21 protein-coding genes and 1 tRNA gene are annotated in these 20941 nt (G+C 64.6%); 17 read left to right on the forward strand and 5 right to left on the reverse strand.

Annotated elements, in window-relative coordinates; all coding sequences use genetic code 11:
* The first annotated feature begins 164 nt into the window (after positions 1 to 164).
* The 3 genes from ACVW17_RS24515 (at position 165) to ACVW17_RS24525 (ending at position 3956) form a co-directional block, all read left to right on the forward strand.
* Positions 165 to 677, forward strand: a complete 513-nt coding sequence (locus ACVW17_RS24515; RefSeq protein ID WP_456754278.1) for a hypothetical protein — start codon at positions 165 to 167, stop codon at positions 675 to 677.
* 137 nt (positions 678 to 814) lie between these two features.
* Positions 815 to 3526: a bifunctional diguanylate cyclase/phosphodiesterase gene (locus ACVW17_RS24520; protein WP_456797936.1), complete on the forward strand. Its 2712-nt coding sequence runs from the start codon at positions 815 to 817 to the stop codon at positions 3524 to 3526.
* Between the two features lie 133 nt (positions 3527 to 3659).
* Entirely contained in the window at positions 3660 to 3956 is a 297-nt protein-coding gene (locus ACVW17_RS24525) for a septal ring lytic transglycosylase RlpA family protein (protein WP_456754280.1), read from the forward strand.
* A 23-nt stretch (positions 3957 to 3979) separates the two neighbouring features.
* Here ACVW17_RS24525 and ACVW17_RS24530 read toward each other — a convergent pair whose 3' ends face one another.
* The gene (locus ACVW17_RS24530) at positions 3980 to 6448 is read right to left on the reverse strand and encodes a PAS domain-containing protein (protein WP_456754281.1); all 2469 of its coding nucleotides are present in this window, start codon (positions 6446 to 6448) and stop codon (positions 3980 to 3982) included.
* A gap of 90 nt (positions 6449 to 6538) precedes the next feature.
* Positions 6539 to 7321, reverse strand: coding sequence for a thermonuclease family protein (locus tag ACVW17_RS24535; protein WP_456754282.1), 783 nt, complete (start codon positions 7319 to 7321; stop codon positions 6539 to 6541).
* A 161-nt stretch (positions 7322 to 7482) separates the two neighbouring features.
* Between ACVW17_RS24535 and ACVW17_RS24540 the strand changes: the two genes are divergently transcribed.
* From ACVW17_RS24540 to ACVW17_RS24565, 6 genes are all read left to right on the forward strand, one after another.
* Positions 7483 to 7611 (forward strand): hypothetical protein, encoded by a 129-nt coding sequence (locus ACVW17_RS24540; RefSeq protein ID WP_456797937.1) that lies wholly within the window; start codon positions 7483 to 7485, stop codon positions 7609 to 7611.
* A gap of 53 nt (positions 7612 to 7664) precedes the next feature.
* Positions 7665 to 7871 (forward strand): hypothetical protein, encoded by a 207-nt coding sequence (locus tag ACVW17_RS24545; RefSeq protein ID WP_456797938.1) that lies wholly within the window; start codon positions 7665 to 7667, stop codon positions 7869 to 7871.
* 154 nt (positions 7872 to 8025) lie between these two features.
* The gene (locus tag ACVW17_RS24550; RefSeq protein WP_456797939.1) at positions 8026 to 8901 is read left to right on the forward strand and encodes a hypothetical protein; all 876 of its coding nucleotides are present in this window, start codon (positions 8026 to 8028) and stop codon (positions 8899 to 8901) included.
* Positions 8902 to 9316: 415 nt separating this feature from the next.
* The gene (locus tag ACVW17_RS24555; protein WP_456754284.1) at positions 9317 to 11332 is read left to right on the forward strand and encodes an acetyl-CoA carboxylase biotin carboxylase subunit; all 2016 of its coding nucleotides are present in this window, start codon (positions 9317 to 9319) and stop codon (positions 11330 to 11332) included.
* Positions 11333 to 11431: 99 nt separating this feature from the next.
* The gene (locus tag ACVW17_RS24560; RefSeq protein WP_456797940.1) at positions 11432 to 12298 is read left to right on the forward strand and encodes an isocitrate lyase/PEP mutase family protein; all 867 of its coding nucleotides are present in this window, start codon (positions 11432 to 11434) and stop codon (positions 12296 to 12298) included.
* Entirely contained in the window at positions 12295 to 12594 is a 300-nt protein-coding gene (locus ACVW17_RS24565; RefSeq protein WP_456754286.1) for an acylphosphatase, read from the forward strand. The genes ACVW17_RS24560 and ACVW17_RS24565 overlap by 4 nt, the downstream gene beginning before the upstream one ends.
* 8 nt (positions 12595 to 12602) lie before the next feature.
* Here the strand turns inward: ACVW17_RS24565 and ACVW17_RS24570 are convergent, their stop codons facing one another.
* A complete protein-coding gene (locus ACVW17_RS24570; protein WP_456754287.1) occupies positions 12603 to 13415 on the reverse strand; it encodes a methyltransferase domain-containing protein in 813 nt (270 codons plus the stop codon).
* A gap of 172 nt (positions 13416 to 13587) precedes the next feature.
* On the opposite strand from ACVW17_RS24570, the gene ACVW17_RS24575 reads away from it, so the two are divergent.
* Genes ACVW17_RS24575 through ACVW17_RS24590 form a run of 4 tightly spaced genes read left to right on the forward strand, consistent with a single transcriptional unit; the run spans position 13588 to position 16701 of the window.
* The gene (locus ACVW17_RS24575) at positions 13588 to 14145 is read left to right on the forward strand and encodes a GbsR/MarR family transcriptional regulator (protein WP_038385827.1); all 558 of its coding nucleotides are present in this window, start codon (positions 13588 to 13590) and stop codon (positions 14143 to 14145) included.
* Positions 14146 to 14171: 26 nt separating this feature from the next.
* The gene (locus ACVW17_RS24580; protein ID WP_456754288.1) at positions 14172 to 14837 is read left to right on the forward strand and encodes a DUF4166 domain-containing protein; all 666 of its coding nucleotides are present in this window, start codon (positions 14172 to 14174) and stop codon (positions 14835 to 14837) included.
* Complete coding sequence (locus ACVW17_RS24585) at positions 14834 to 16270, forward strand: TIGR01777 family oxidoreductase (protein ID WP_456797941.1); 1437 nt, start codon at positions 14834 to 14836, stop codon at positions 16268 to 16270. Before ACVW17_RS24580 ends, ACVW17_RS24585 begins: the two co-directional genes overlap by 4 nt.
* An 11-nt stretch (positions 16271 to 16281) precedes the next feature.
* Positions 16282 to 16701 (forward strand): hypothetical protein, encoded by a 420-nt coding sequence (locus tag ACVW17_RS24590; protein WP_456754290.1) that lies wholly within the window; start codon positions 16282 to 16284, stop codon positions 16699 to 16701.
* A gap of 24 nt (positions 16702 to 16725) precedes the next feature.
* On the opposite strand, the gene ACVW17_RS24595 is transcribed toward ACVW17_RS24590, so the two are convergent.
* A complete protein-coding gene (locus tag ACVW17_RS24595) occupies positions 16726 to 17583 on the reverse strand; it encodes a LysR family transcriptional regulator (protein ID WP_456756520.1) in 858 nt (285 codons plus the stop codon).
* 116 nt (positions 17584 to 17699) lie between these two features.
* Between ACVW17_RS24595 and ACVW17_RS24600 the strand changes: the two genes are divergently transcribed.
* Positions 17700 to 18125 (forward strand): tautomerase family protein, encoded by a 426-nt coding sequence (locus ACVW17_RS24600; RefSeq protein ID WP_456754291.1) that lies wholly within the window; start codon positions 17700 to 17702, stop codon positions 18123 to 18125.
* A gap of 4 nt (positions 18126 to 18129) precedes the next feature.
* Here ACVW17_RS24600 and lipB read toward each other — a convergent pair whose 3' ends face one another.
* Positions 18130 to 18858, reverse strand: a complete 729-nt coding sequence (gene lipB / locus ACVW17_RS24605; RefSeq protein WP_456754292.1) for a lipoyl(octanoyl) transferase LipB — start codon at positions 18856 to 18858, stop codon at positions 18130 to 18132.
* 60 nt (positions 18859 to 18918) lie between these two features.
* Here lipB and ACVW17_RS24610 point away from each other — a divergent pair, with 60 nt between their 5' ends.
* The 3 genes from ACVW17_RS24610 (at position 18919) to serA (ending at position 20830) form a co-directional block, all read left to right on the forward strand.
* Entirely contained in the window at positions 18919 to 19164 is a 246-nt protein-coding gene (locus ACVW17_RS24610; protein WP_456754293.1) for a FliM/FliN family flagellar motor switch protein, read from the forward strand.
* A gap of 91 nt (positions 19165 to 19255) precedes the next feature.
* Positions 19256 to 19340 (forward strand) — tRNA-Leu (locus ACVW17_RS24615).
* A gap of 239 nt (positions 19341 to 19579) precedes the next feature.
* Entirely contained in the window at positions 19580 to 20830 is a 1251-nt protein-coding gene (serA, locus tag ACVW17_RS24620; RefSeq protein ID WP_456754294.1) for a phosphoglycerate dehydrogenase, read from the forward strand.
* The last annotated feature ends 111 nt before the right edge of the window (positions 20831 to 20941 follow it).

A 20941-nucleotide genomic window follows, 5' to 3' on the forward strand; every position in this document is an offset into this window, starting at 1 on the left:
CGGAGCCTGTCATCGGGCGCGCATTGGCGCGACCCGTTGACTTCATCCGGGCTACCCGGCAGCCGTCGCGTCGGCGCAACCGGCTACCGCTGTAAGCAAACGCTTAATGCCTGCGACATATTATCCCGGCGTCGACTCCCCTCCGTGCTAACAGCCCCTTAACCATGCGGCTTTTGCCACTCAAGGATCCTGAGCGGTCCTGGCGTCATATCAAGGCACAATGGAAGAAGGACGCTGAAGGCGTCGGAGAGGATTTTGCCACTTTCGGCGGCATTGCCGCCTTCGAGGCGCTGACCGCCAGGGAGGGGGACAGCCAGGGTCTGTATTACCTGACCGACGGAGAGCGGGTCCATGCGGTCTGCCAGGTCCGCCGCCTGTTGATGAGCCGGTATACGGCGCCGGCGCTCAGCGCGCGCTTCGTCAATGTGTCCCCCATCTACGATCTCGGCCTCGCCGGGACCGCCGACTACGCGCAAATGCTCGTGGCGCTGTTCTCCGGCGTCGTCTGGCTGTCGCGCGATGCGTTGTCGGCCAACCACATCCGCTTTCTCCTGAAGTCTCCGGGCGACTCGCAATTCTTCGCAGCACTCAAGGCGGTGACGCCGTTCTCGCCATTCTCGAAATTCACCATCGACGGCGCGCTGATCGAGTGCAGCCTGAAGGAGGCGGCGGCATAGGCTGTGGCAGTCGTCTCCTGACGATCGTCCTGCCGATCGCGCTCGTGTGCGCATTCGCCTTAACCGTCCGATAACTGATTTTCCTAACGACCCCTTGGGTTGTGCTCCCTTAGAAGGGCACCCACAGGGGCAGGAAAATGTCGGTTGTCCAAACGAGCAGCGTGACGCCGGATCACCGGCGGCTGTCGATCAAAGGTGTGTCGCGTGCCACGCGGATGAGGGCCGTTCAGTGGCTCGTCCTGAGTGCCGCGCTATTGGTGCTCGCGATCACGCTTGGCACCGGCTACCTCGCGCTGCAGTTCCGCGAACGCGCGCTGGAGGTGTCGGAACGCGAGCTCAACAACACCGCGCTGTTGCTGTCGCGGCATTTCGACCAGCAGCTCAGCGACCTCCAGCATGTCCACGACGACATCCTGAATTATCTGCGATCGGAGCAGGTCGAGACCGCCGATCAGTTCGAGAAAAGCATGTCGCTGCTTAGCGCGCACGAGATGCTGCGCACGCGGCTGGCAGCGCTGCCGCATGTCGGCGGGCTCAATCTGTTCAACGCCAAGGGATGGCTGATCAACTCGTCCGAGATGTGGCCGGTGCCCGACATCAGCATCGCTGACCGGCGCTACTTCAAGGAATTCACGTCGGGACGGCCGACATCGCCCGTGATCGTCGAGCCCGCGATGAGCAAGGTGACGGGCAACTGGACCACGGTCTTTGCCCGCAAGATCACCGGGCGCAACGGCGAGATCATCGGCTTTGCGAGCCGCGGCGTCGAGCCCAGCCATTTCGAGGATTTCGTGGCCTCGCTGGCGCTGAACGGCGACACCGTGATCTCGATGATCCATCGCGATGGCACCATCATCGCGCGCTATCCGCAGGATGCGAGCGTGGTCGGCAGCAACATCACCGACCAGTCGCTGTTCCGCAAGATCATCGGCCTCGGCGGCAACACGTCCGGGCGGTTCATCGGCGCCGCCGGCGAGGAGAATGTCGGCGCGGTCCGCTCGCTGTCGCACTTTCCGATCCTGATCCTCGCCACCACGAAAACCTCCAGCGCGCTGGAGGACTGGCGCGCCCAGACCAAGCTGCAGTTCTGTGCCGCGGTGCTGGCGGTGCTGATCGTGATCATGATGGTGTTCCTGATCGTGCGTCAGCTGCAACGGCAGCACGATGCGGCGCAGCGCCGGCTGTCCGAGAAGAGCCAGCACCTCGACACCGCAATCAACACCATGACGCAGGGGCTGTTGCTGTTCGACGCTTCGGCGCGGCTCGTGATCTGCAACCAGCAGTATATCGACATGTTCGGCCTGTCGCCCGACATCGTCAAACCCGGATGCCATCTGCGCGACCTGGTCCTGCATCGCCAGGCGCTCGGCTCGTTCGTGGGCGATGTCGACGCCTACTGCGCCCGCTTCACCGATCCCAGGGGTGACCAGGTCCGGGACTCCCTGATCATGACGCCCGATGGCCGCAGCATCCGCCTGATCTACAAGCGCGCACCGGACGGCGGCTGGGCCACCACGCTCGAGGACGTCACCGACGGGCGGCGTGCGCAGGCGCGGATCGAGTATCTCGCGCATTACGATGCGCTGACCAATCTGCCGAACCGGGCGCTGTTCCAGCGCCACGCGGAAGAGCTGTTGCGCGAGGCCGTGGTGCGCGAATTCGCGATCCACTATATCGATATCGACGAGTTCAAGCGGATCAACGACACGCTCGGCCATCCGATCGGCGACGAATTCCTGCGCCGCGTGGCCGAGAAGCTGCGGCAATCGGTCGGATCGAACGACTTCATCGCGCGGCTCGGCGGCGACGAGTTCGCGATCGTCCAGCACGACATCACCTCGGACGACGACGTCAGCGACCTCGTGGCGCGCGTCTATCAGTCGTTGCGCACGCCGTTCGACTGCCTCGGCCATCGGCTGTCGAGCGATGCCAGTATCGGCATCGCGATCGCCCCACGCCACGGCTCCGACCTGTTCGGCCTGCTGAAATGCGCCGACCTTGCGATGTACGCGGCCAAGGCCGCCGGCCGCAGGACCTATCGCTTCTTCGATCCGGCGATGGAGAAGCAGGCCAATCTGCGCCGTGCGCTGGAGGCCGATCTGCGGACCGCGCTGGCCGAGGGCGGCTTCGAATTGCATTACCAGCCGCTGGTCGACCTGCGCAGCGACGAAGTGACCGGCTGCGAGGCGCTGCTGCGCTGGCGCCATCCGGTGCGCGGCATGATCTCGCCGGCGGATTTCATACCGGTCGCCGAGGAGACCGGATTGATCGAGGAGATCGGGCAGTGGGTGCTGCGCACCGCCTGCATCGAGGCGGCGGCCTGGCCGGCGCATGTACGGCTTGCGGTCAACGTCTCGCCGATCCAGTTCAGGTCGGAGACGCTGGCGCTGAAGGTTGCCAATGCGCTCGCCGAGAGCGGGCTCGACCCGCGCCGGCTCGAACTCGAGATCACCGAGGCGGTGCTGATCGCCGATGACGATGCCGCGCTGGTCACGCTCGGCCAGCTCCGTGCGCTCGGCGTCCATATCGCGTTGGACGATTTCGGCACCGGGTACTCGTCGCTGCAATATCTGCAGCGTTTCCCGTTCGACAAGATCAAGATCGACCGCAGCTTCGTCAAGGAAGTCACCCGCAACTCTGGCTCGGCCTCGATCATCCGCGCGGTGGTCTCGATCGCCGCCGACCGCAACATGATCACGACGGCCGAGGGCGTCGAGACCGATCAGCAGCGCGACACCGTGCAGATGCTCGGCTGCACGCAGATGCAGGGCTATCTGTTCAGCAGGCCGGTGCCGGCGCAGGATGTCCGCACGCTGCTCGCGGCCGACAGCGTCGAGGACGCCGCCTGAGGGCGTTACCCTTGCGCCCTCAGGCTCGCAGTTTCCACAGGAAAAGTTCCAAAAAATCGACCTGAAACGCGACGGATGCGGAACCGAAATCGCGGAACCGCGTTCCCTTGCGGGGCTCACCGGCAGGCGATTAATGAAAACCGCAGTCACGTCCGCGGCCATGCTGCTGTTTGCCTCGTCTATGGCGAACGCAGAGAGTGGCCTTGCGTCCTACTATCATGGCATCGGCAAGCGCGGCGAGATGACCTGCGCGCATCGCCGGCGGCCGTTCGGCAGCATGATCACGGTGTCCTATCGCGGCAAGTCGATCCAGTGCCGGGTCAACGACCGCGGCCCGTTCATCCGCGGGCGGATCATCGATGTTTCGACCACGGCAGCGCGCGCGCTCGGCATCTTTCAGCTCGGCGTCGCGCATGTGGTGATCGAGTAGGGCGCAGCGGAGGCTGCACGCTGTCAGGATTTCGGAGCGGTCGCCCGCTGCTCGGCGATCGCCTTGCGGAGCGTGCGCGACAGCGCTTCGACCGAGTAGGGCTTCTGGATCAGCTCGAAGCCGCTATGCGCGTTCTCGGCGAGCACGTTGCTGTAGCCGCTGGTCAGCACCACCGGCAGGCCGGGAAAGCGATCGCGGATCACGCCGGCGAGCTCGACGCCGTTCATGCCGGGCATGATCACGTCGGAGAACACGAGGTCGGCGGCGAACTCGTTCTCGGAAAGGATCGAGAGCGCTGCATTGGCGTTGGCCGCGCGCTTAACCGAATAGCCGAGATCCTCGAGCAGTTCGGTGGAGAACTGGCCGACATCGTCATTGTCCTCCACCACGAGGACGCGATAGCCGCGGCCGATCGAGGTTTGCTCGGTGCCCGCGTTGGCTGCGACCTTGATATCCGCGGGGGGCATCGCCTGCGGCAGATAGATGGTGAAGGTGGCGCCGTGCCCGGGCGTCGAGGTGACCTCGATGTCGCCATCGGATTGCTTGACGAAGCCGAACGCCTGGCTCAACCCGAGGCCCGTTCCCTTGCCGACCTCCTTGGTGGTGAAGAACGGCTCGAAGATCGCGTCGAGATGCTCCGGCGAGATGCCGGTGCCGGTATCCTGGATCGAGACCGTGACGAAATCGCCGCTGCGCGAGGCCTGGGCCCGCAAAGCGGGGATGTGCCTGACCTTTCTCACGCCGATCGTCAGCTGGCCTTCGCCGTTCATGGCGTCGCGGGCGTTGACCGCAAGGTTGATCATCGCGGTCTCGAACTGGCCGATGTCGGCGATCGCGAAACAGTCGGGATCCTCGATCCTGACCTCGATATGAATCCGGGCACCGACCAGCGGGCGGATCAGCTGCACCACGCTGTCGACCTGCGTTCCGACATTGAACACTTCGGGATTGAGCGGTTGCCTGCGCGCGAACGCCAGCAGCTGCGCGGTGAGCTTGGAGGCCCGCTCCACGGTCTCGGAGATCGCGTCGATGTAGCGGCGGCGCCGTTCGTCCGGCAGCTCGCGGCGGCGCAGGAAGTCGGTCGCCGAGCGGATGATGGTGAGCAGATTGTTGAAATCGTGCGCCACGCCGCCGGTAAGCTGGCCGACCGCTTCCATCTTCTGCGATTGCCGCAACGCTTCCTCGCCGCGTCGCCGCTCGGTGATGTCGACGGCCTCCGGCACCGCGCCGACGATCGTGCCGTGCTGGTCCTGCAGCGGCCGCATCGCGAAATCGAAATAGCGCTCGCCGATCGGCAACTGCAATTGCAGCTCGATCTTGACCTCTTCGCCGCGCATCGCGGCCGCGAACGCATTCTGGATCACGCGCGGCATGCCGTCGGTCGCAGTGAACCAGGGCGTGTCCCAGAACGGTTTGCCGACGACGTGCCCGGCCTCGGCGCGGATGCCGGCCAGCGCGGTCTGGTTGGTGTAGAGCAGGTCGCCATCGTGGTTGAGCAGCATCTGATATTGATGGCTGGTTTCCAGGATGGCGCGGGTCTGCGCTTCGCGGGATTCGAGCTGCGCGGTGCGCTCCAGGATGCGGCGCTCCAGCGACTCGTTCAGCTTGCGCAGTTCGATCTCGGCTTCCTTGGCGGCCGTGATGTCGTGGGCGACGCCGATGAAGCCGATATGCTTGCCGTTCGGATCCCAGCGCGGCTGCGATTCCGAACGCAGCCAGCGCCAGTCGCCGGTGGCGTTGCGATAGCGCGCTTCGAGCACGAACGGTTTGAGCGAGAGTTCGCCGGTGATCTGCTCCTGCAGGATGTTGGGCAGATCATCCGGATGCAGCGCCTTGCGCCAGTCGAACACCACCGCTTCCTCGAACGGCAGGCCGAGGAAATCGAGATAGGCCTGGTTGGCGAACGAGCGGGTGCGGTCGAGCTTGGTCACCCAGATCGGCACCGGCGCGCTGTCGGCGATCAGGCGGAAGCGCTCCTCGCTCTCGCGCAGGGTCTCCTGCGCCAGCATCTGGTCGGTGACGTCGAGATCGGCGCCGACCAGCCGCAGCGCGCGGCCGCTGCGGTCGCGCTCGATCTTGGCGACGACGCGGATCCAGCGGCTCTCGCCGTCGTTCGGGCGGATGATGCGGTATTCGGCCGTGTAGTCCTCGCCGCCTTCCTTGAGCACATCGAACAGATGCTTGATGGTGCGCTCGCGGTCGTCGGGGTGGATGCGCGCGACCCAGTTCTCGTAGGTCTCGTTGACCTCCTCGGGCGGCAGCCCGTGCACCAGCAGATATTCGGGAGAGCGGCGGTTGCGCACGCCGTCGCGGAAATCGATCTCGAGCCCGCCGACCCGGGCGATGCGCTGGATCCGCGCCAGCTCGGCCTCGCGCTCCTGCAACTCGCGATGGGCGCGATCGCGTTCGCGTGCGATCTCCTCAAGGTGCTGCCGCAGCCGTTCGGCTGCCGCAGCTTCGGGAAGCACATCAGAGCGATCGGGAGGGGTCATACGCGCCGGCAACCTCTAGGCGCAGTGTCACACAGGACGAGGCGGCTTTGCCAGTGTGATTTGTCGCATCATTTGTCGTTCACTTGCACTTCACTTGCTTTTGGGCGGGCGGCAATTATAGGCCCGGCGGAACCCGGCGGCCTGCGCATCCTCTTCGGAGCAGAACCAGCGATCCGGATTGCCGAGGCCGGGGTAACTGCGGCACGCCTGCAAATGATAGATGCCGACATTGCCGGTGACGCGGGCGCGCACGGCATACTTGCCCTTGATGTTGCAGCTTGCCGGCATCGGCAGGTCGTCGGGGAAGAGCGCATCGCGGATCTGCGTGGCGCGGTCGGCCGGGCAGGCGTTGCCGAGCAGGGTGCCATCCTTCTTGGCGGCTCGGAAATCCCGCGGCGCCACGAAGCAGCCCTTCCACAGCCCGGCACGATTGTCCCTGGCGGTGGCCTCATCCGGCTTGAATCGGCCAGTGGCCGACCCCTCGAGATTGAGCGCGTAGCCCTTCTGCACCAGCACCTGGCTGAGGCTGGTCGGGTCGCCCTCGAGCTTGCAGACGCCGAGCCGGCGCTTCTTGAAGGTCGGATCGACGCCGATGTCGTCGCAGTGAATCGGCTTGCCGCCGATCAGCCTGGTCAGCTGGTCGCGCGCTTCGATCCCGCAGGTCCAGACGTCGGCGTGCTCATCGATGCAGAGCTGATCGACCGCCGGCGTGTCGATGCCGTCGAGCCGGTAGGTGGTGTTGCCGAGCTGGATGGTGCCGGCGTCCTTGACGACCGCTGGCACCGCCGGGGCGGCGGCCATCGCCGGCAGGCCGGGGATTGCAGAAAGGCATGTCAGGAGAAGCGTCGTGACGACCGGATTTCGAAACCGCATCTTGCTCACTTCAGGTCTTTGGCGGACAGCCGGACTTCTAGCACAGGCCGGTACGATCCAACCAAGGACTGTTCGTACAGAGGGGGCGTGCGCGCCGTCACATCCCGATCGGCATTCCGCGACGTAGAACGGCCGGACATCGCGATTGGAGAGATGCGGGCATGGCCGACTTCATCATCAACGTCCTCGTCGAGGTCGTCGCCGACATCTGGACCCTGCAATGGCTCGCGCGCTGGCGGCGGAAGAGAAAGGCGGCGCAGGAGACTGCGTCCGATCAAAGATCCGATTGACTCGATGAGAACAAAATAGGAACATGATGCGCGATTTGAATCCCGGATACCTGATGATGTCTGCACGGCCCGAATCTGACGACGATGACGGGCTGGAAGCGGCTGTCGATCAGGCGATTTCCGCCTGCGGCGGAAATCTGCGCGCGACCATTCGAGCGCTGATCGTGGCCAATGACTTCCTGGAGAACGAGGTCAGCGAGCTGATGAAGGCCGTCGCGAAGGCCCATTCCCGCGGCCGCTTCAAGACCTACACGGGCTGACGTACTCCGGCTGCCATTTAATCTGTGCTTTGCGTTGCAGCAAACCATCAGGTTTCTTGTAGGTTGTTCAGGCTGAATTTATAAACTTAATCGCAGGATCTGAAGGAACTGGTTCAGCTCCCAATTCTATGCACGTCTGAATCTGAAATTGATTATGGGCCATTACATTGCAATCGAAGAGGCGGGTGATGAACCTCTCCTCCAAGGTGATATCTTCAAACGGACTGCAGATCACTACGAACGGCCATGGTCCACCTATGGTGTGATTGTTACGGCCGACTGCGACCTCGTACGGTCAAAGACCAAAGGCGTTGCCTCCTACGTGCCGGCGTTGATGATGGAGGACTATATTTGGCACCATTGGAAAGATGGGAAATTTGAAAAAGCCTTGCAGGCGTCGTCCTCAAGGTTTGTTAGTAAGATCAATAATCGTCTCTCGAAGCTTGGCCAAACGGCGGCACCGATTTCCTTAGAGGCGGCACTTCAATGGCTTGGGCGGGTGGGACTCGAAGGGCTGCACAACGAGCTAAAGATTACTGACAATGGGCAGAGGAAAGAGCTCGCGAGCTTGGTGGAAGAGCTCAGCACGCTCCAGGCCTTGATTCAATCCGAGGTGCCCGACATCGCTCTTCTCCAAAGTTGCTTTTGTTTGAAACATAAAGGCAAGCAGATTCAGCCTGATGATTTGTCGGCTCTGGCGGATGAGGTGCAGTCGTCGGTATCCAGCCTGCCGGGTGATGTCTTTTATCTTCCATTGGAGCACGAAGAGGAGGAGACGGGTCTGTTTCTTATGCTTAGGTATATCCGTCAAATCGAGATATCTGACATCTCGATCCGTGTTGCAGACATGACTTTGCGGAATCCGACCGCGAAGCGGCTCGGTCGAATTGCTGCACCCTATCGGTATGCAATTACTCAAAATCTTGCGCGCGTGTTCTCAGACATCGGCCTTCCAACCGCCTATGAAGAGCGACGAGACGCGTCATCGCGAAAGTTCTTCAAGGTTACACGCCTGAGATCGCCGCGCTAATTCGTTCGGTGCACGACGTTGCGCCTGCGCTTGACGCCAATGCTAACCAAGTCCCAGAAGGGCAATATAAAGCTTACAAGCTGAGACGGTTTTTATCTGAACTGTACTTGGGGCTGAGCCGCGCAGAGCATCGCTTGGTTATTCTCGCCTCAAAGGACCAGGGCGGCTTGAGTAAAGTCTTGGACGGAGCTCAAGCGACAAAAGCCCTCGTGCAGTACGACTAGCGCTGAGGGGCACCGGTAAAGAAGGATTATTTCCTAGGTTCTGACCACAAAGCCCGGCGCACTATCTATTTACCGTTGCCTCCGGGGCAATTTGCTGTACCAACGGAGTGGCCCGTGCCGGATTGCGCGGGGAGGAATCCTGCCAAAAGCCCAAATCCGAAGAAGCCCAGTCCAAGAAGCCCAAGAAGAGCATGTTCAAACGAATCCTGATCGCCAACCGCGGCGAGATCGCCTGCCGGGTCATCAAGACTGCGCGCCGTATGGGGATTGAGACGGTCGCCGTCTACTCCGAGGCCGACCGCGACGCGCTGCATGTCGAGATGGCCGACGAGGCCGTGCTGATCGGGCCGCCCGCCGCGGCCGAGAGCTATCTTCTGATCGACAAGATCGTCGAGGCCTGCCGCAAGACCGGCGCTGAGGCCGTGCATCCCGGCTACGGCTTCCTGTCCGAGCGCGAGGCGTTCCCGCGGGCGCTGGAGGCCGCCGGCATCGTCTTCATCGGCCCGAACCCCGGCGCCATCGCCGCGATGGGCGACAAGATCGAATCCAAGAAGGCGGCTGCGAAGGCCAAGGTCTCGACCGTGCCCGGCCATCTCGGCGTCATCGAGGACGACAAGCACGCGGTCCAGATCGCCGACGAGATCGGTTACCCCGTCATGATAAAGGCTTCCGCCGGCGGCGGCGGCAAGGGCATGCGTATCGCGCATTCCAAGGCGGAGGTCGCCGAAGGCTTCAACCTCGCCAAGGCCGAAGCGAAGTCGTCGTTCGGCGACGACCGCGTCTTCGTCGAGAAATTCATCGTCGATCCCCGGCACATCGAGATCCAGGTGCTCGGCGACAAGCATGGCAATGTGATCTATCTCGGCGAGCGCGAGTGCTCGATCCAGCGCCGCAACCAGAAGGTCATCGAGGAGGCGCCGTCACCGCTGCTCGACGAGACCACCCGCCGCAAGATGGGCGAGCAGGCGGTCGCGCTGGCCAAGGCGGTGAACTACGATTCGGCCGGCACCGTGGAATTCGTCGCCGGCCAGGACAAGAGCTTCTACTTCCTGGAGATGAACACCCGCCTGCAGGTCGAGCATCCCGTCACCGAATTGATCACCGGCATCGACCTCGTCGAGCAAATGATCCGCGTCGGGGCCGGCGAGAAGCTCGCAATCGCGCAGAAGGACGTCACCTTGACCGGCTGGGCGGTGGAATCCCGCGTCTATGCCGAGGATCCGTTCCGCAACTTCCTGCCGTCGATCGGGCGCCTGGTGAAGTATCGTCCGCCGGCCGAAGCCAGCCATGACGGCATCACCATCCGCAACGACACCGGCGTGCAGGAAGGCGGCGAGATCTCGATCCATTACGATCCGATGATTGCCAAGCTCGTCACCCACGCGCCGTCGCGCGCGGCGGCGATCGAGGCGCAGGCGACCGCGCTCGACGCCTTCTATGTCGACGGCATCAGGCACAACATCCCGTTCCTATCGGCGCTGATGAATCATCCGCGCTGGCGCGAGGGCCGGCTCTCGACCGGATTCATCGCGGAGGAATTCCCGAAGGGATTTTCCGCGCGCGCGCCCGAGGGCGAGATCGCGCGGCGCCTTGCGGCGGTCGGCGCTGCCATCGATCATGTGCTGGGCGAACGCAAGCGGCAGATCTCCGGCCAGATGGGCGGTCGCGTGGTGCTGCGCGAACGCCGCCGCGCGGTGTGGCTCGATCGCGCGGAGATCGCGCTCGACGTCGCGCGCGAAGCCGACGCCATCGCAGTGCGCTTCATCGGCACCGACGGGCTGCCCGGCAATCCGCATAACCTGGTGTCGAGCTGGGTGCCGGGCGAGCCGGTCTGGCAGGGCACCATCGACGGCAATTTCGTCGCCGTGCAGGTGCGGGCGATCAACAACGGCTTCCGCCTCGCGCATCAGGGTTTTGAGGTGCCGGTCTATGTCTTCACCGAGACCGAGGCGACCTCGGCGCAGCTGATGCCGGTGGTTTCGGCCGCCGACACCGGCAAGAAGTTGCTGTGCCCGATGCCCGGGCTCGTGGTGTCGATCGCGGTGACCGAAGGGCAGGAGGTCAAGGCCGGCGAGACCTTGGCGGTCGTGGAAGCCATGAAGATGCAGAACGTGCTGCGCGCCGAGCGCGACGGCACGGTCAAGAAGATCCACGCCGCCGCCGGCGCCACGCTCGCGGTCGATGCGCTGATCCTGGAGTTCGCATAGCACCGTCATTGCGAGCGAAGCGAAGCAATCCATATCTCCTCAAGCCGTGGATTGCTTCGTCGCTTCGCTCCTCGCAATGACGCGGATGGAGACAACACCATGGCCTTCCGCAAACGCCGCGAAGCACTGCGATCGATCCTCAACGGATCAAGCTGCATCCGCCCGGGCTCGGTCTATGACGCAATCTCGATCCGGTTCGCGGAGGATCTCGGCTTCGAGCTCGGCATGTTCGGCGGCTCGGTGGCCTCGCTCGCGGTTCTCGGCGATCCCGACATCGCGCTGATCACGCTGACCGAATTCGCCGAGCAGATCCGCCGTATGTCGCGGGCGTCGACCCTGCCGGTGCTGGTCGATGCCGACCATGGCTACGGCAATGCGCTCAATGTCCGCCGCACCGTCCAGGAGGTGGAATCCGCCGGCGCTGCCGGCCTCACCATCGAGGACACGCTGCTGCCGCAGGCGTTCGGCCAGGCCAAGACGCAGCTGATCTCGCTGGAGGAGGGCGTCGGCAAGATGAGGGCCGCGCTCGACGGTCGCAGCGATCCGTCGCTCGTGATCCTCGGCCGCACCGGCGCCGTCTCGATCACTGATCTCGACGATGCGATCGCACGCGCGAAGGCCTATGAGGCGGTCGGCGTCGATGGGCTGTTCTTCACCGGCATCAAATCGCGCGACGAGCTGGAGGCGCTGTCGGCCGCGACGACGCTGCCGATCGTGCTCGGCGGCGCGCCGGAGGAAATGACCGCGCCGGATTATCTGGCGAGCCAGCGCGTCAGGATCGCGTTGCAGGGCCACGCGCCGTTCGCGGCCGCGACGCAGGCGGTCTACGAGACGCTGAAGGCGCTGCGCGACGGCACCTCGCCGAAGAACCTGAAGGGCATCGCGTCGTCCGAACTGACCGGCCGCGTGATGCGCGAGGCGGAGACCAAGGCGCGCAGCGGCGAATTCCTCGGCTTGAAGACATGAGCGGCGTGATCCGCCACGTCACGATCACCGGCCGCGTCCAGGGCGTCGGCTATCGTGCCTGGGTTCACGAACACGCCGGTGCACGCGGCCTCGAAGGCTGGGTCCGCAATCGTCGCGACGGCAGCGTCGAGGCGGTGTTTTCCGGCCCCGAAGATATCGTTGCCGACATGATCAAGGCGTGCGGCCGCGGACCGATCTCGGCGCGCGTCGACCGCGTGCAGGCCGATGACGGCACATCAGACCTTTTGAACCTGCGCGGGGCGGGCGAGCGGTTCGCGTTCCTGCCGACGGTGTGACGCGCGGCCTACGCCGCCGAGATCACCAGCGCCTGAATCTTTCCGTTGAGTGGGCCGTTGCCGAAGCGGCGCGTCAGCGCCTCTGCCACGCGCTCTGTGGCAGCCTCGAGACTCGGTTGACCCTGCGCCTCGATCTCGCCGCGCATCGGCGTGCCCTGGCAGTAGGCGACGGCCACGTCCAGCGGCGAGGCGGCGGGACTCCGTTGGCTGACCAGCTCGATGACGATGTCGCGGAAGCCGGCAGCGGTCAGGTCGGCGCGAATGCGCGCGGGATCGTGATAGCCGTGCGGCGTCCGTGCCATGAATTGCGGCGAGTTGCCTGGAAATACCTGAAACATCGTCTGCTGCATCACGTCGGCGAAATCGTTCTCCGCAATCTTGTCCCAGACGCTGAAGAAGTAGCGGCCGCCGGGCCTGATCACGCGCCGTGCCTCGGCGTAACCCTTGACGCGGTCGGGAAAGAACATCGCGCCGAACTGGCAGGCGACGATGTCGAAGCTCGCATCGCCAAACGGCAGCGACAATGCGTCGGCCTGCTGCCACCTGATGTTCGTCTTATCAGCGAGATGCGTCTTCGCCTGCGCCAGCATCGGCTCGTTGAGATCGGTCGCGGTGATTTGGGTATCGGGCAATTCCGTCGCCAGCACGGTGGTGACGGCGCCGGTGCCCGCCGCGACCTCCAGCAGGTCGCGCGGCCGGTGGCCCTTGATGCGCTGCGCGAGGTCGCGGGCATAGGGCGCAAAGATCATCGGCACCATGAGCCGGTCGTAGAGCTGCGGGACGGATCCCGCGAACACCTTGTCGGAAAGTGGAGCCGTCATATGCATTTCCTCGAAAAGCGGACGGCCATCGTGGCCGTCACGGGCAGAAGCCGCCTCCGAAGTATGAACCAGCGCTCCGTACGCGCCAACGGCTCGAATCGCGTCCAGCCCGCGTTGCGGAGGGCCGGCCGCAGCCCTTGACTTTCACTCCGAACGGTCTGATATTTCTGTCGTGACAGAAATAACCGCCAAGAAAAAACTCCCCGCCGTCGTCGAGCGCTTCATCCTGCATTGGGGCGACATGGGCGACGAATGGGGCGTCAACCGCTCGGTCAGCCAGATCCACGGACTGCTTTATCTGGCCGAGGCGCCGATGACGGCTGAGGACATTGCCGACACGCTTGGCATGGCGCGCTCCAACGTCTCCAACTCGATCAAGGAATTGTTGTCCTGGGGACTGATCCGCCGGGTGCCGATCCTCGGCGACCGCCGCGACCATTTCGAGGCCGAGACCGACATCTGGGAGGTCGCGGCCAAGATCGCGGCCGGGCGCAAGGAGCGCGAGATCGATCCCGCGCTGGCGGCGCTGCGCGCCTGCGTCTCCGACGCGGCGGACGACCCGGCGATCTCGCCGCTCGCCAGCAAGCGGCTGAAGGAGATGCTGACTTTCACCGAGCTGGTCGACCGCTGGTACACGCAGATGCTGAACGTGCCGCGGCCGCGCCTGGTCGCACTGATCAAGCTCGGCGAGAAGATCGTGAGTTTCCTGCCCACCGGCAGAGCCAAATAGGGACGGCGGCGTAACGGGAGTGTGCGATGGCGTCAGCAAGGAGATCGACCTTAAAGACCGCGCCGGCTTCCGATACCAAACTGCTCGACGATCATCGCTTCCGCGCCTTGCTGTCGGACGAGGATTGGGGCCGCCTGCCGGTCGCGATCTGGCGCCGTTTCTCGAAGCGGTTCGAGGACGGCAACACCGTCGTCTATGTCGGCGAGGTCGAGGAGGCCTCAACTAGCCGCGCCGGCTGGTGGCTGGCCCAGGCCGCGCGGCTGATCGGCGGGCCGCTTCCGACCGGCAGCGAGACCGGCGTGCCGATGATCGTCACGGTGACCGAGGATGCCGCAAGCGGCGGCCAGGTCTGGACCCGGATCTGCGCGCGCCGCGACGGCTTCCCGCAGGTGATCCATTCCGCCAAGCGCTTTGCCGGGCCGACCGGGCTCGAGGAATATGTCGGCTTCGGCGTCAGCATGGCGCTGCAGATCATGGTCGAGCACGAGGCCCTGGTTTTCCGCAGCGTCGGCTATTCGTTGCAGCTCGGTCCGGTTCGCCTGCCGCTGCCCGCATGGCTCACGCCCGGCGATCTCACCGTGACCCATTCCGATCTCGGCTGCGGCGACTTCCGCTTCACGCTGGAGATCATCCACCCGCGTTTCGGCCGGCTGCTCCGTCAGTCGGCCGTGTTCAGGGAGGCTTCGTCATGACACCGCTGCTTTGGACCCTGGTCGCCATCCAGATCGCGATGGGCGCGTTCGACACCTTCTATCATCACGAATTCACCGAACGATTGGCGTGGCGTCCGTCGCAGCGCCATGAGCTGCAATTGCACAGCGTGCGCAACATGCTCTATGCGCTGCTATTCCTCGTGCTCGGGTGGCTCGAGGTGCACGGCATTCTCGCGATCGCCGTCATGGCCGTGCTGGTCGTCGAGATCGTCATCACGCTGATGGATTTCGTCGAGGAGGATCTGAGCCGAAAGCTGCCGCCGAGCGAGCGGGTCAATCATACGCTGCTGGCGATCAACTACGGCGCCATCCTCGTGCTGCTTTTGCCGGTGCTGATCGGCTGGGCGATGCTGCCGACGGCCATCGTGCCGGCCTATGCGGGTGCCTTGAGTGCTTTTGCGAGAGCCGCGGCGTTCGGTGCCGCGCTGTTCGGCGCGCGTGACTTTGCCGCGGCAAGGCGCTTGGGGCGGATGTCCAGCGTGCCGGCCGCGACGCTGGTCGAGACATTGCCGGCGCGGCAGACCGTGCTGGTCACCGGTGCGACCGGCTTCATCGGCAGCCGCCTGGTCGCAAGCCTTACCGCATCGGGCCATCAGGTGATCGCGCTGATCCGCAATCCCGCAAAGGCCGAGATGCTACCGCCGCCGGTGACGCTGATCACGCGCCTCGACCAGTTGCCGGCCAACACAGCGATCGACGCCATCGTCAATCTCGCGGGCGAGCCGATCGGCAACGGCCTGTGGAGCGAGGCCAAGCGCTGCAGGATCATCGCCTCGCGGATCGACATGACGGCCGACGTCGTCAAGCTGATCGCGCGGCTCGAGCGCAAGCCGTCGGTGCTGGTGAGCGGATCGGCGATCGGCTGGTACGGGCTTTGGCAGGACCAGGTGCTGACGGAGTCGGCGAAATCCCACGCCTGCTTCAGTCATGACCTGTGCGAGGCCTGGGAGAATGCCGCGAAGCCGGCCGCCGAGCACGGCGTGCGCGTGGCGTATCTGCGGACCGGTCTCGTGATCGGCACCGACGGCGGCTTCATCACGCGGATGCTGACGCCGTTCGAATTCGGTCTCGGCGGACCGCTCGGCTCCGGCAAGCAGTGGATGTCGTGGATCGAGCGCGACGATCTGGTGCGCCTGATCGCGCATGTGATCGCGAAGCCCGAGCTCTCTGGGCCGATCAACGCGACCGCGCCGATCCCGGTGACCAACACCAAATTCACCGAAGAGCTGGGGCGCCGCCTGCACCGGCCCGCGATCTTCCGCGTGCCTGCCGGGCTGCTCCGCACCGTGGGCGGCGATTTCGCCAACGAACTCTTGCTCGGCGGCCAGCGCGTGCTGCCGAACAAGGCGCTGAGCAACGGCTTTGTGTTCCGGCACGAAACCTTGCGCAGCGCATTCGAGGCAATCCTGTAGAGGAGGGCACGATGTCCAGCACCTGTTCGCGCGCTATCGGGGGTTGGTTGGCGGGCTGTGGCGCCGCGACTGCGGTGATCTCCGCCGTTGGCCAGACCTTTCTGATGCTGGCGTCCCACGGCGATTTTGCCCGGCTGCTCTACGGCATCGTCGTGTTGCTGCTTCCGTCGGCCGTGGTCTTCGTCATCACCTGTCTGCTCACCGCAATTCCCGCGGCGATGGTCGTCTGGTTCACTGAGGAGTTCCAGATCCGGGCCGCCGGCTTCTTCGCTTGCGCCGGCGCTGCGATCGGCGCGTTGAGCATCACCGTGCTGGTCCGCTCGCCGGCCGTCTGGACGTCGGGGCTTGTTTGTCTGTTCGTCGCGGCCGGATGTGTCGCCGGCCTGACCTACTGGTTCGTCATGGGCGAACTGGCAGCCCGCGAGGAATAGATGTGACCCATGCGGATGCTCACGCTACGCCGCAGACGCCACGCTGCGGAACGTCGCCGCCAGCGTCCGCAATGCCGCAAGCTTGGCGGGATCGCCGACTTTCGAATGCAGCATCACCTTCGACGCGCCGAGCCGCGGCAGCTTGTGCGCGGGTCCGATGTCGATCAGGCCCGGCGGCGCGATGCGGCGGACGAGGGGCGCGACGGCAAGGCCGGCGAGCGCGGCAGCCACCACCGCGGTGACGCCGCCGCCGATGAAGCTTTCGGTCCACGCGATATCAGCCTTGTCGAGCGCGCGCACGGCCAGGGCGCGCACCCCGCAAGGCGGTGCGAGGGTCGCGAGCGGCAAGGCATCGCCACGCGGCCAGACGAAACGCCTGGCGGCGAACCAGCCGAATTCGTCTTCCGTCAGTTTCTCGCCGCCACGCCGGCTGCCTTCCTGGCGCACGATCACGGCGTCAAGCTCGCCGGCATCGTAGGCATCAAGCATCGCGCGCGAGAAGCCGATCGTCACCGCGAGCGCAAGCTGCGAGGCCATCGCGTGCAGCCGCTCCAGCAGCGGCACCAACTCGGGACCTGCGGCATGGTCGCTGATCCCGAGCGTGAGCTGTTGCCGCGCCGGCCTCTCGCCGGACAGTGCGCGGTCGTGCACCTCGATCAGCGCGCGGGCGTGGTGCAGGAATGCCGCGCCATCGGCGGTCAGTCGCACCGCGCGCGGCGAGCGCTCAACCAGCCGCTTGCCGAGCACGGTTTCCAGCCGCTGCAATTTCATGCTGATCGCGGCCTGCGTGGTGCCGAGCGCCTCAGCGGCGCGGGTGAAGCCTTGCAGCTCGGCGACCAGGAGGAACGCCTGCACGGTGTCGATGTCGAGCGAGGTGGTAATGATCATAAATCGTTATCATTGCTATCAGGATAGATAAGATACCAAGATGATGCGGGAAGGTCTAGCTAAAGGAGGCGCGAATGACCCGCGCTAACCGAATTCGAGGAGATCCGATCATGCCGCTCATCACCGTCACCTATGCGACCTCGCGCCCGTCGCCGTCGCTGAAGTCCGATATCGCCGCCGCCGTGTCGGAGCTGACCGCAAAGATCCTGCACAAGGATCCCCAGGTCACCGCCATCATCGTCAAGGCCGCCGATGCTGCCGACTGGTTCGCCGGCGGCAAGTCGCTCGCCGAGCAGGGGCTCGCGAGCTACTGGCTCGACATTCACGTCAGCGAAGGCACCAACACCAAGGACGAGAAGGCGGCCTATCTCGCCGCGCTGTTCAAGTGGATGGGCGAGCTGCTCGGGCCGCTGCACACCGAGAGCTATGCCCATGTCGATGAGGTGAAGGGCGATGCCTACGGCTTCGGCGGCCTGACCCAGGAGCGCCGCTACATCGCCGGCAAGCTCGAGCTGGCGCCGCAGAAGGCGGCGTGAGGTCCTAGGACGTCGCTTCCGGCAGCCGCGCTGCGGTGTCGCCGAACACCTCGGCAAATGCCTGCCGGAGCGCGATGTCGAGATCGGCCATCGTGACCGGCAGCCCGAGATCGACCAGCGAGGTGACGCCGTAGCGCGGATCGACCACGCCGCAGGGCACGATCGCCTGGAAGTGCGACAGCTCGGGCTCGACATTGATCGCGATGCCGTGGAACGAGACCCAGCGGCGCAGCCGGACGCCGATCGCGGCGATCTTGTCTTCGAAGCCGGGGCCCTTGTCCGGGCGTTTCACCCAGACCCCGACGCGGTCCTCGCGGCGCTCGCCGCGGACGTTGAAGGCGGCCAGCGTGCGGATGATCCATTCCTCCAGCGAGGCGACATAGGCGCGGACATCCGGCCGGCGCTGTTTGAGATCGAGCATCACATAGCCGACGCGCTGCCCCGGGCCGTGATAGGTGACCTGGCCGCCGCGGCCGCTCTGGAAGATCGGAAAGCGCGGATCGAGCAGATCGTCGGCCTTGCCGCTAGTGCCGGAGGTATAGAGCGGCGGGTGCTCGAGCAGCCACACCAGCTCAGGCGCCGATCCGTCGGCGATCGCCGCCACCCGTGCGTCCATCGCGGCGAGCGAATCGGGGTAGGGCACCGGACGGTCCGCAATCCGCCATTCGACCGCTGCGCCGCGCGAAGCGCGGGCAAAGGTCGTCAGATCGAGGCTTTGGCGGTCGTTAACCATTAGCTAACCCTAACGTGGTCAGGTGAACCCACAATTTAGTTCCCGTTCGGCGGTTCAGAAGTGCCCACGCTCGATAAAGTCAGCGTCGATCTCATGGTGGTCCTCGGGACCACCACCATGCCGATTCACCAAGTCATGCGGCTGTCCCGCGGTGCCATCATCGAACTGGATGCCACCGAGGCCGACGAGGTCAAGATCCTCGCCAACAACCTCCCGGTGGCCAGCGGCGTCGTCCTGGTCGATCGCAACCGGATCGCGGTCGAGGTCAAGCAGATGCTGCCGAAATCTCCCGGTATCCGCGGTTAATTCGCGCATTAATCGCCTTGTCCCTGCATGCATGATTTGTTACATGGCCCCGTCGATGCGGCGGCGCCCTAGGGTTCCATCCGGCATCCCAGCGCTCGTGGCGGAATTGGTAGACGCGCTGCCTTGAGGTGGCAGTGGGTAACACCGTGGGGGTTCGAGTCCCTCCGAGCGCACCAATCTCATAAGACATTGATATCAAATGAGATTTCGGGGATGTCAATCCTCGCGCCGACTGGTGGAAGCCGGCATTGTCTCACGCAAGGCTGCCACTTCTGATTCATCCGTTGTTCGCGACGCTCGCGCCGTCTTTTGAACCGAGTCGGGCCGGGAAAGGCCGCGATTTGCTCGCTGATCAGCATCGCGCGTGATAGCCCTTGCGCCAACCGACTCCCCCTGAACAAGGCCAAGTCCGACGATGCTGTCTCTTCCCAAGACCAAGATCCGCGTCCTGCTGCTTGAAGGCGTCAACGATTCCGCAGTCCGGATGTTCGAAGCCAACGGCTATACCGAGCTGCAACGCCTGCCCAAGGCGCTGGGACCTGCCGAGCTCAAGCGGGCGCTGTCGGGCATTCATATGCTGGGAATCCGCTCGCGGACGCAATTGACCGCGGAGGTCCTGGAGGCGGCGGACCGGCTCTTGGTGGTCGGCTGCTTCTCGGTCGGCACCAACCAGGTCGATCTCGACGCCGCGCGGCGTCTTGGCATTCCGGTCTTCAACGCTCCTTACTCCAATACACGCAGCGTGGCCGAGCTGACCATCGCCGAGATCGTGATGCTGTTTCGCCGGATCTTTCCGCGCTCGATCTCCGCGCATGCCGGCGGGTGGGACAAGTCCGCCGAGGGCAGCCGCGAGGTGCGCGGCAAGACGCTTGGCATCGTCGGCTACGGCAACATCGGTTCGCAGCTGTCGAATCTCGCGGAAGCCATGGGCATGCGCGTGATCTATTTCGATCAGACCGACAAATTGCGTCACGGCAACACCGAGCCGGTCGAGACGCTCGATGAACTGCTCGCAGCGAGCGATGTCGTTTCGCTGCATGTGCCGGAGACGCCGACCACGGCCAACATGATCGGCGCGGCCCAGATCAGGCTGATGAAGCCGGAGGCCTATCTGATCAACAATTCGCGCGGCACCGTGGTCGATCTCGATGCGCTGGCGAGCGCGCTGCGCGAGGGCAGGCTGGCGGGTGCTGCGGCCGACGTGTTTCCGGTCGAGCCGACGTCGAACCAGGATCGTTTCGTCTCGCCGCTGCAAGGCCTGCCCAACGTGATCCTGACGCCGCATGTCGGCGGCTCGACCGAAGAGGCGCAGGATCGGATCGGCAGCGAGGTCGCGCGCAAGCTGATCGACCATTCCGACGTCGGCTCGACCTTCGGCGCGGTGAACTTTCCGCAGGTGCAGTTGCCGGCACGGCCGACCGGCACGCGCTTCATCCATGTCCACCGCAACGTTCCCGGCGTGATGCGGCAGGTCAACGACGCGGTGTCGCGGCACGGCATCAACATCCTGGCGCAATACCTGCAGACCGATGTGGAAGTCGGCTACGTCGTGCTCGAGACCGACGTGGTCGGCGGCGAGGGCGAGGACTTGCTGGCCGAGCTGAAGGCCATTCACGGCACGATCCGCGTGCGGGTGCTGTACGACCAGAACCGGCCACAAGCCTAGCGAAAGCGAGGGCGCGAAACGCGCTATCCTGGGGCCGGCAGGCTCCGGGCAGCACGCCGCCGCATTAAGGTTAGTGCGATGTAATCGCAACGTGTCGTTGAATTTCGTCTA

Source organism: Bradyrhizobium sp. USDA 4473, assembly GCF_054063335.1.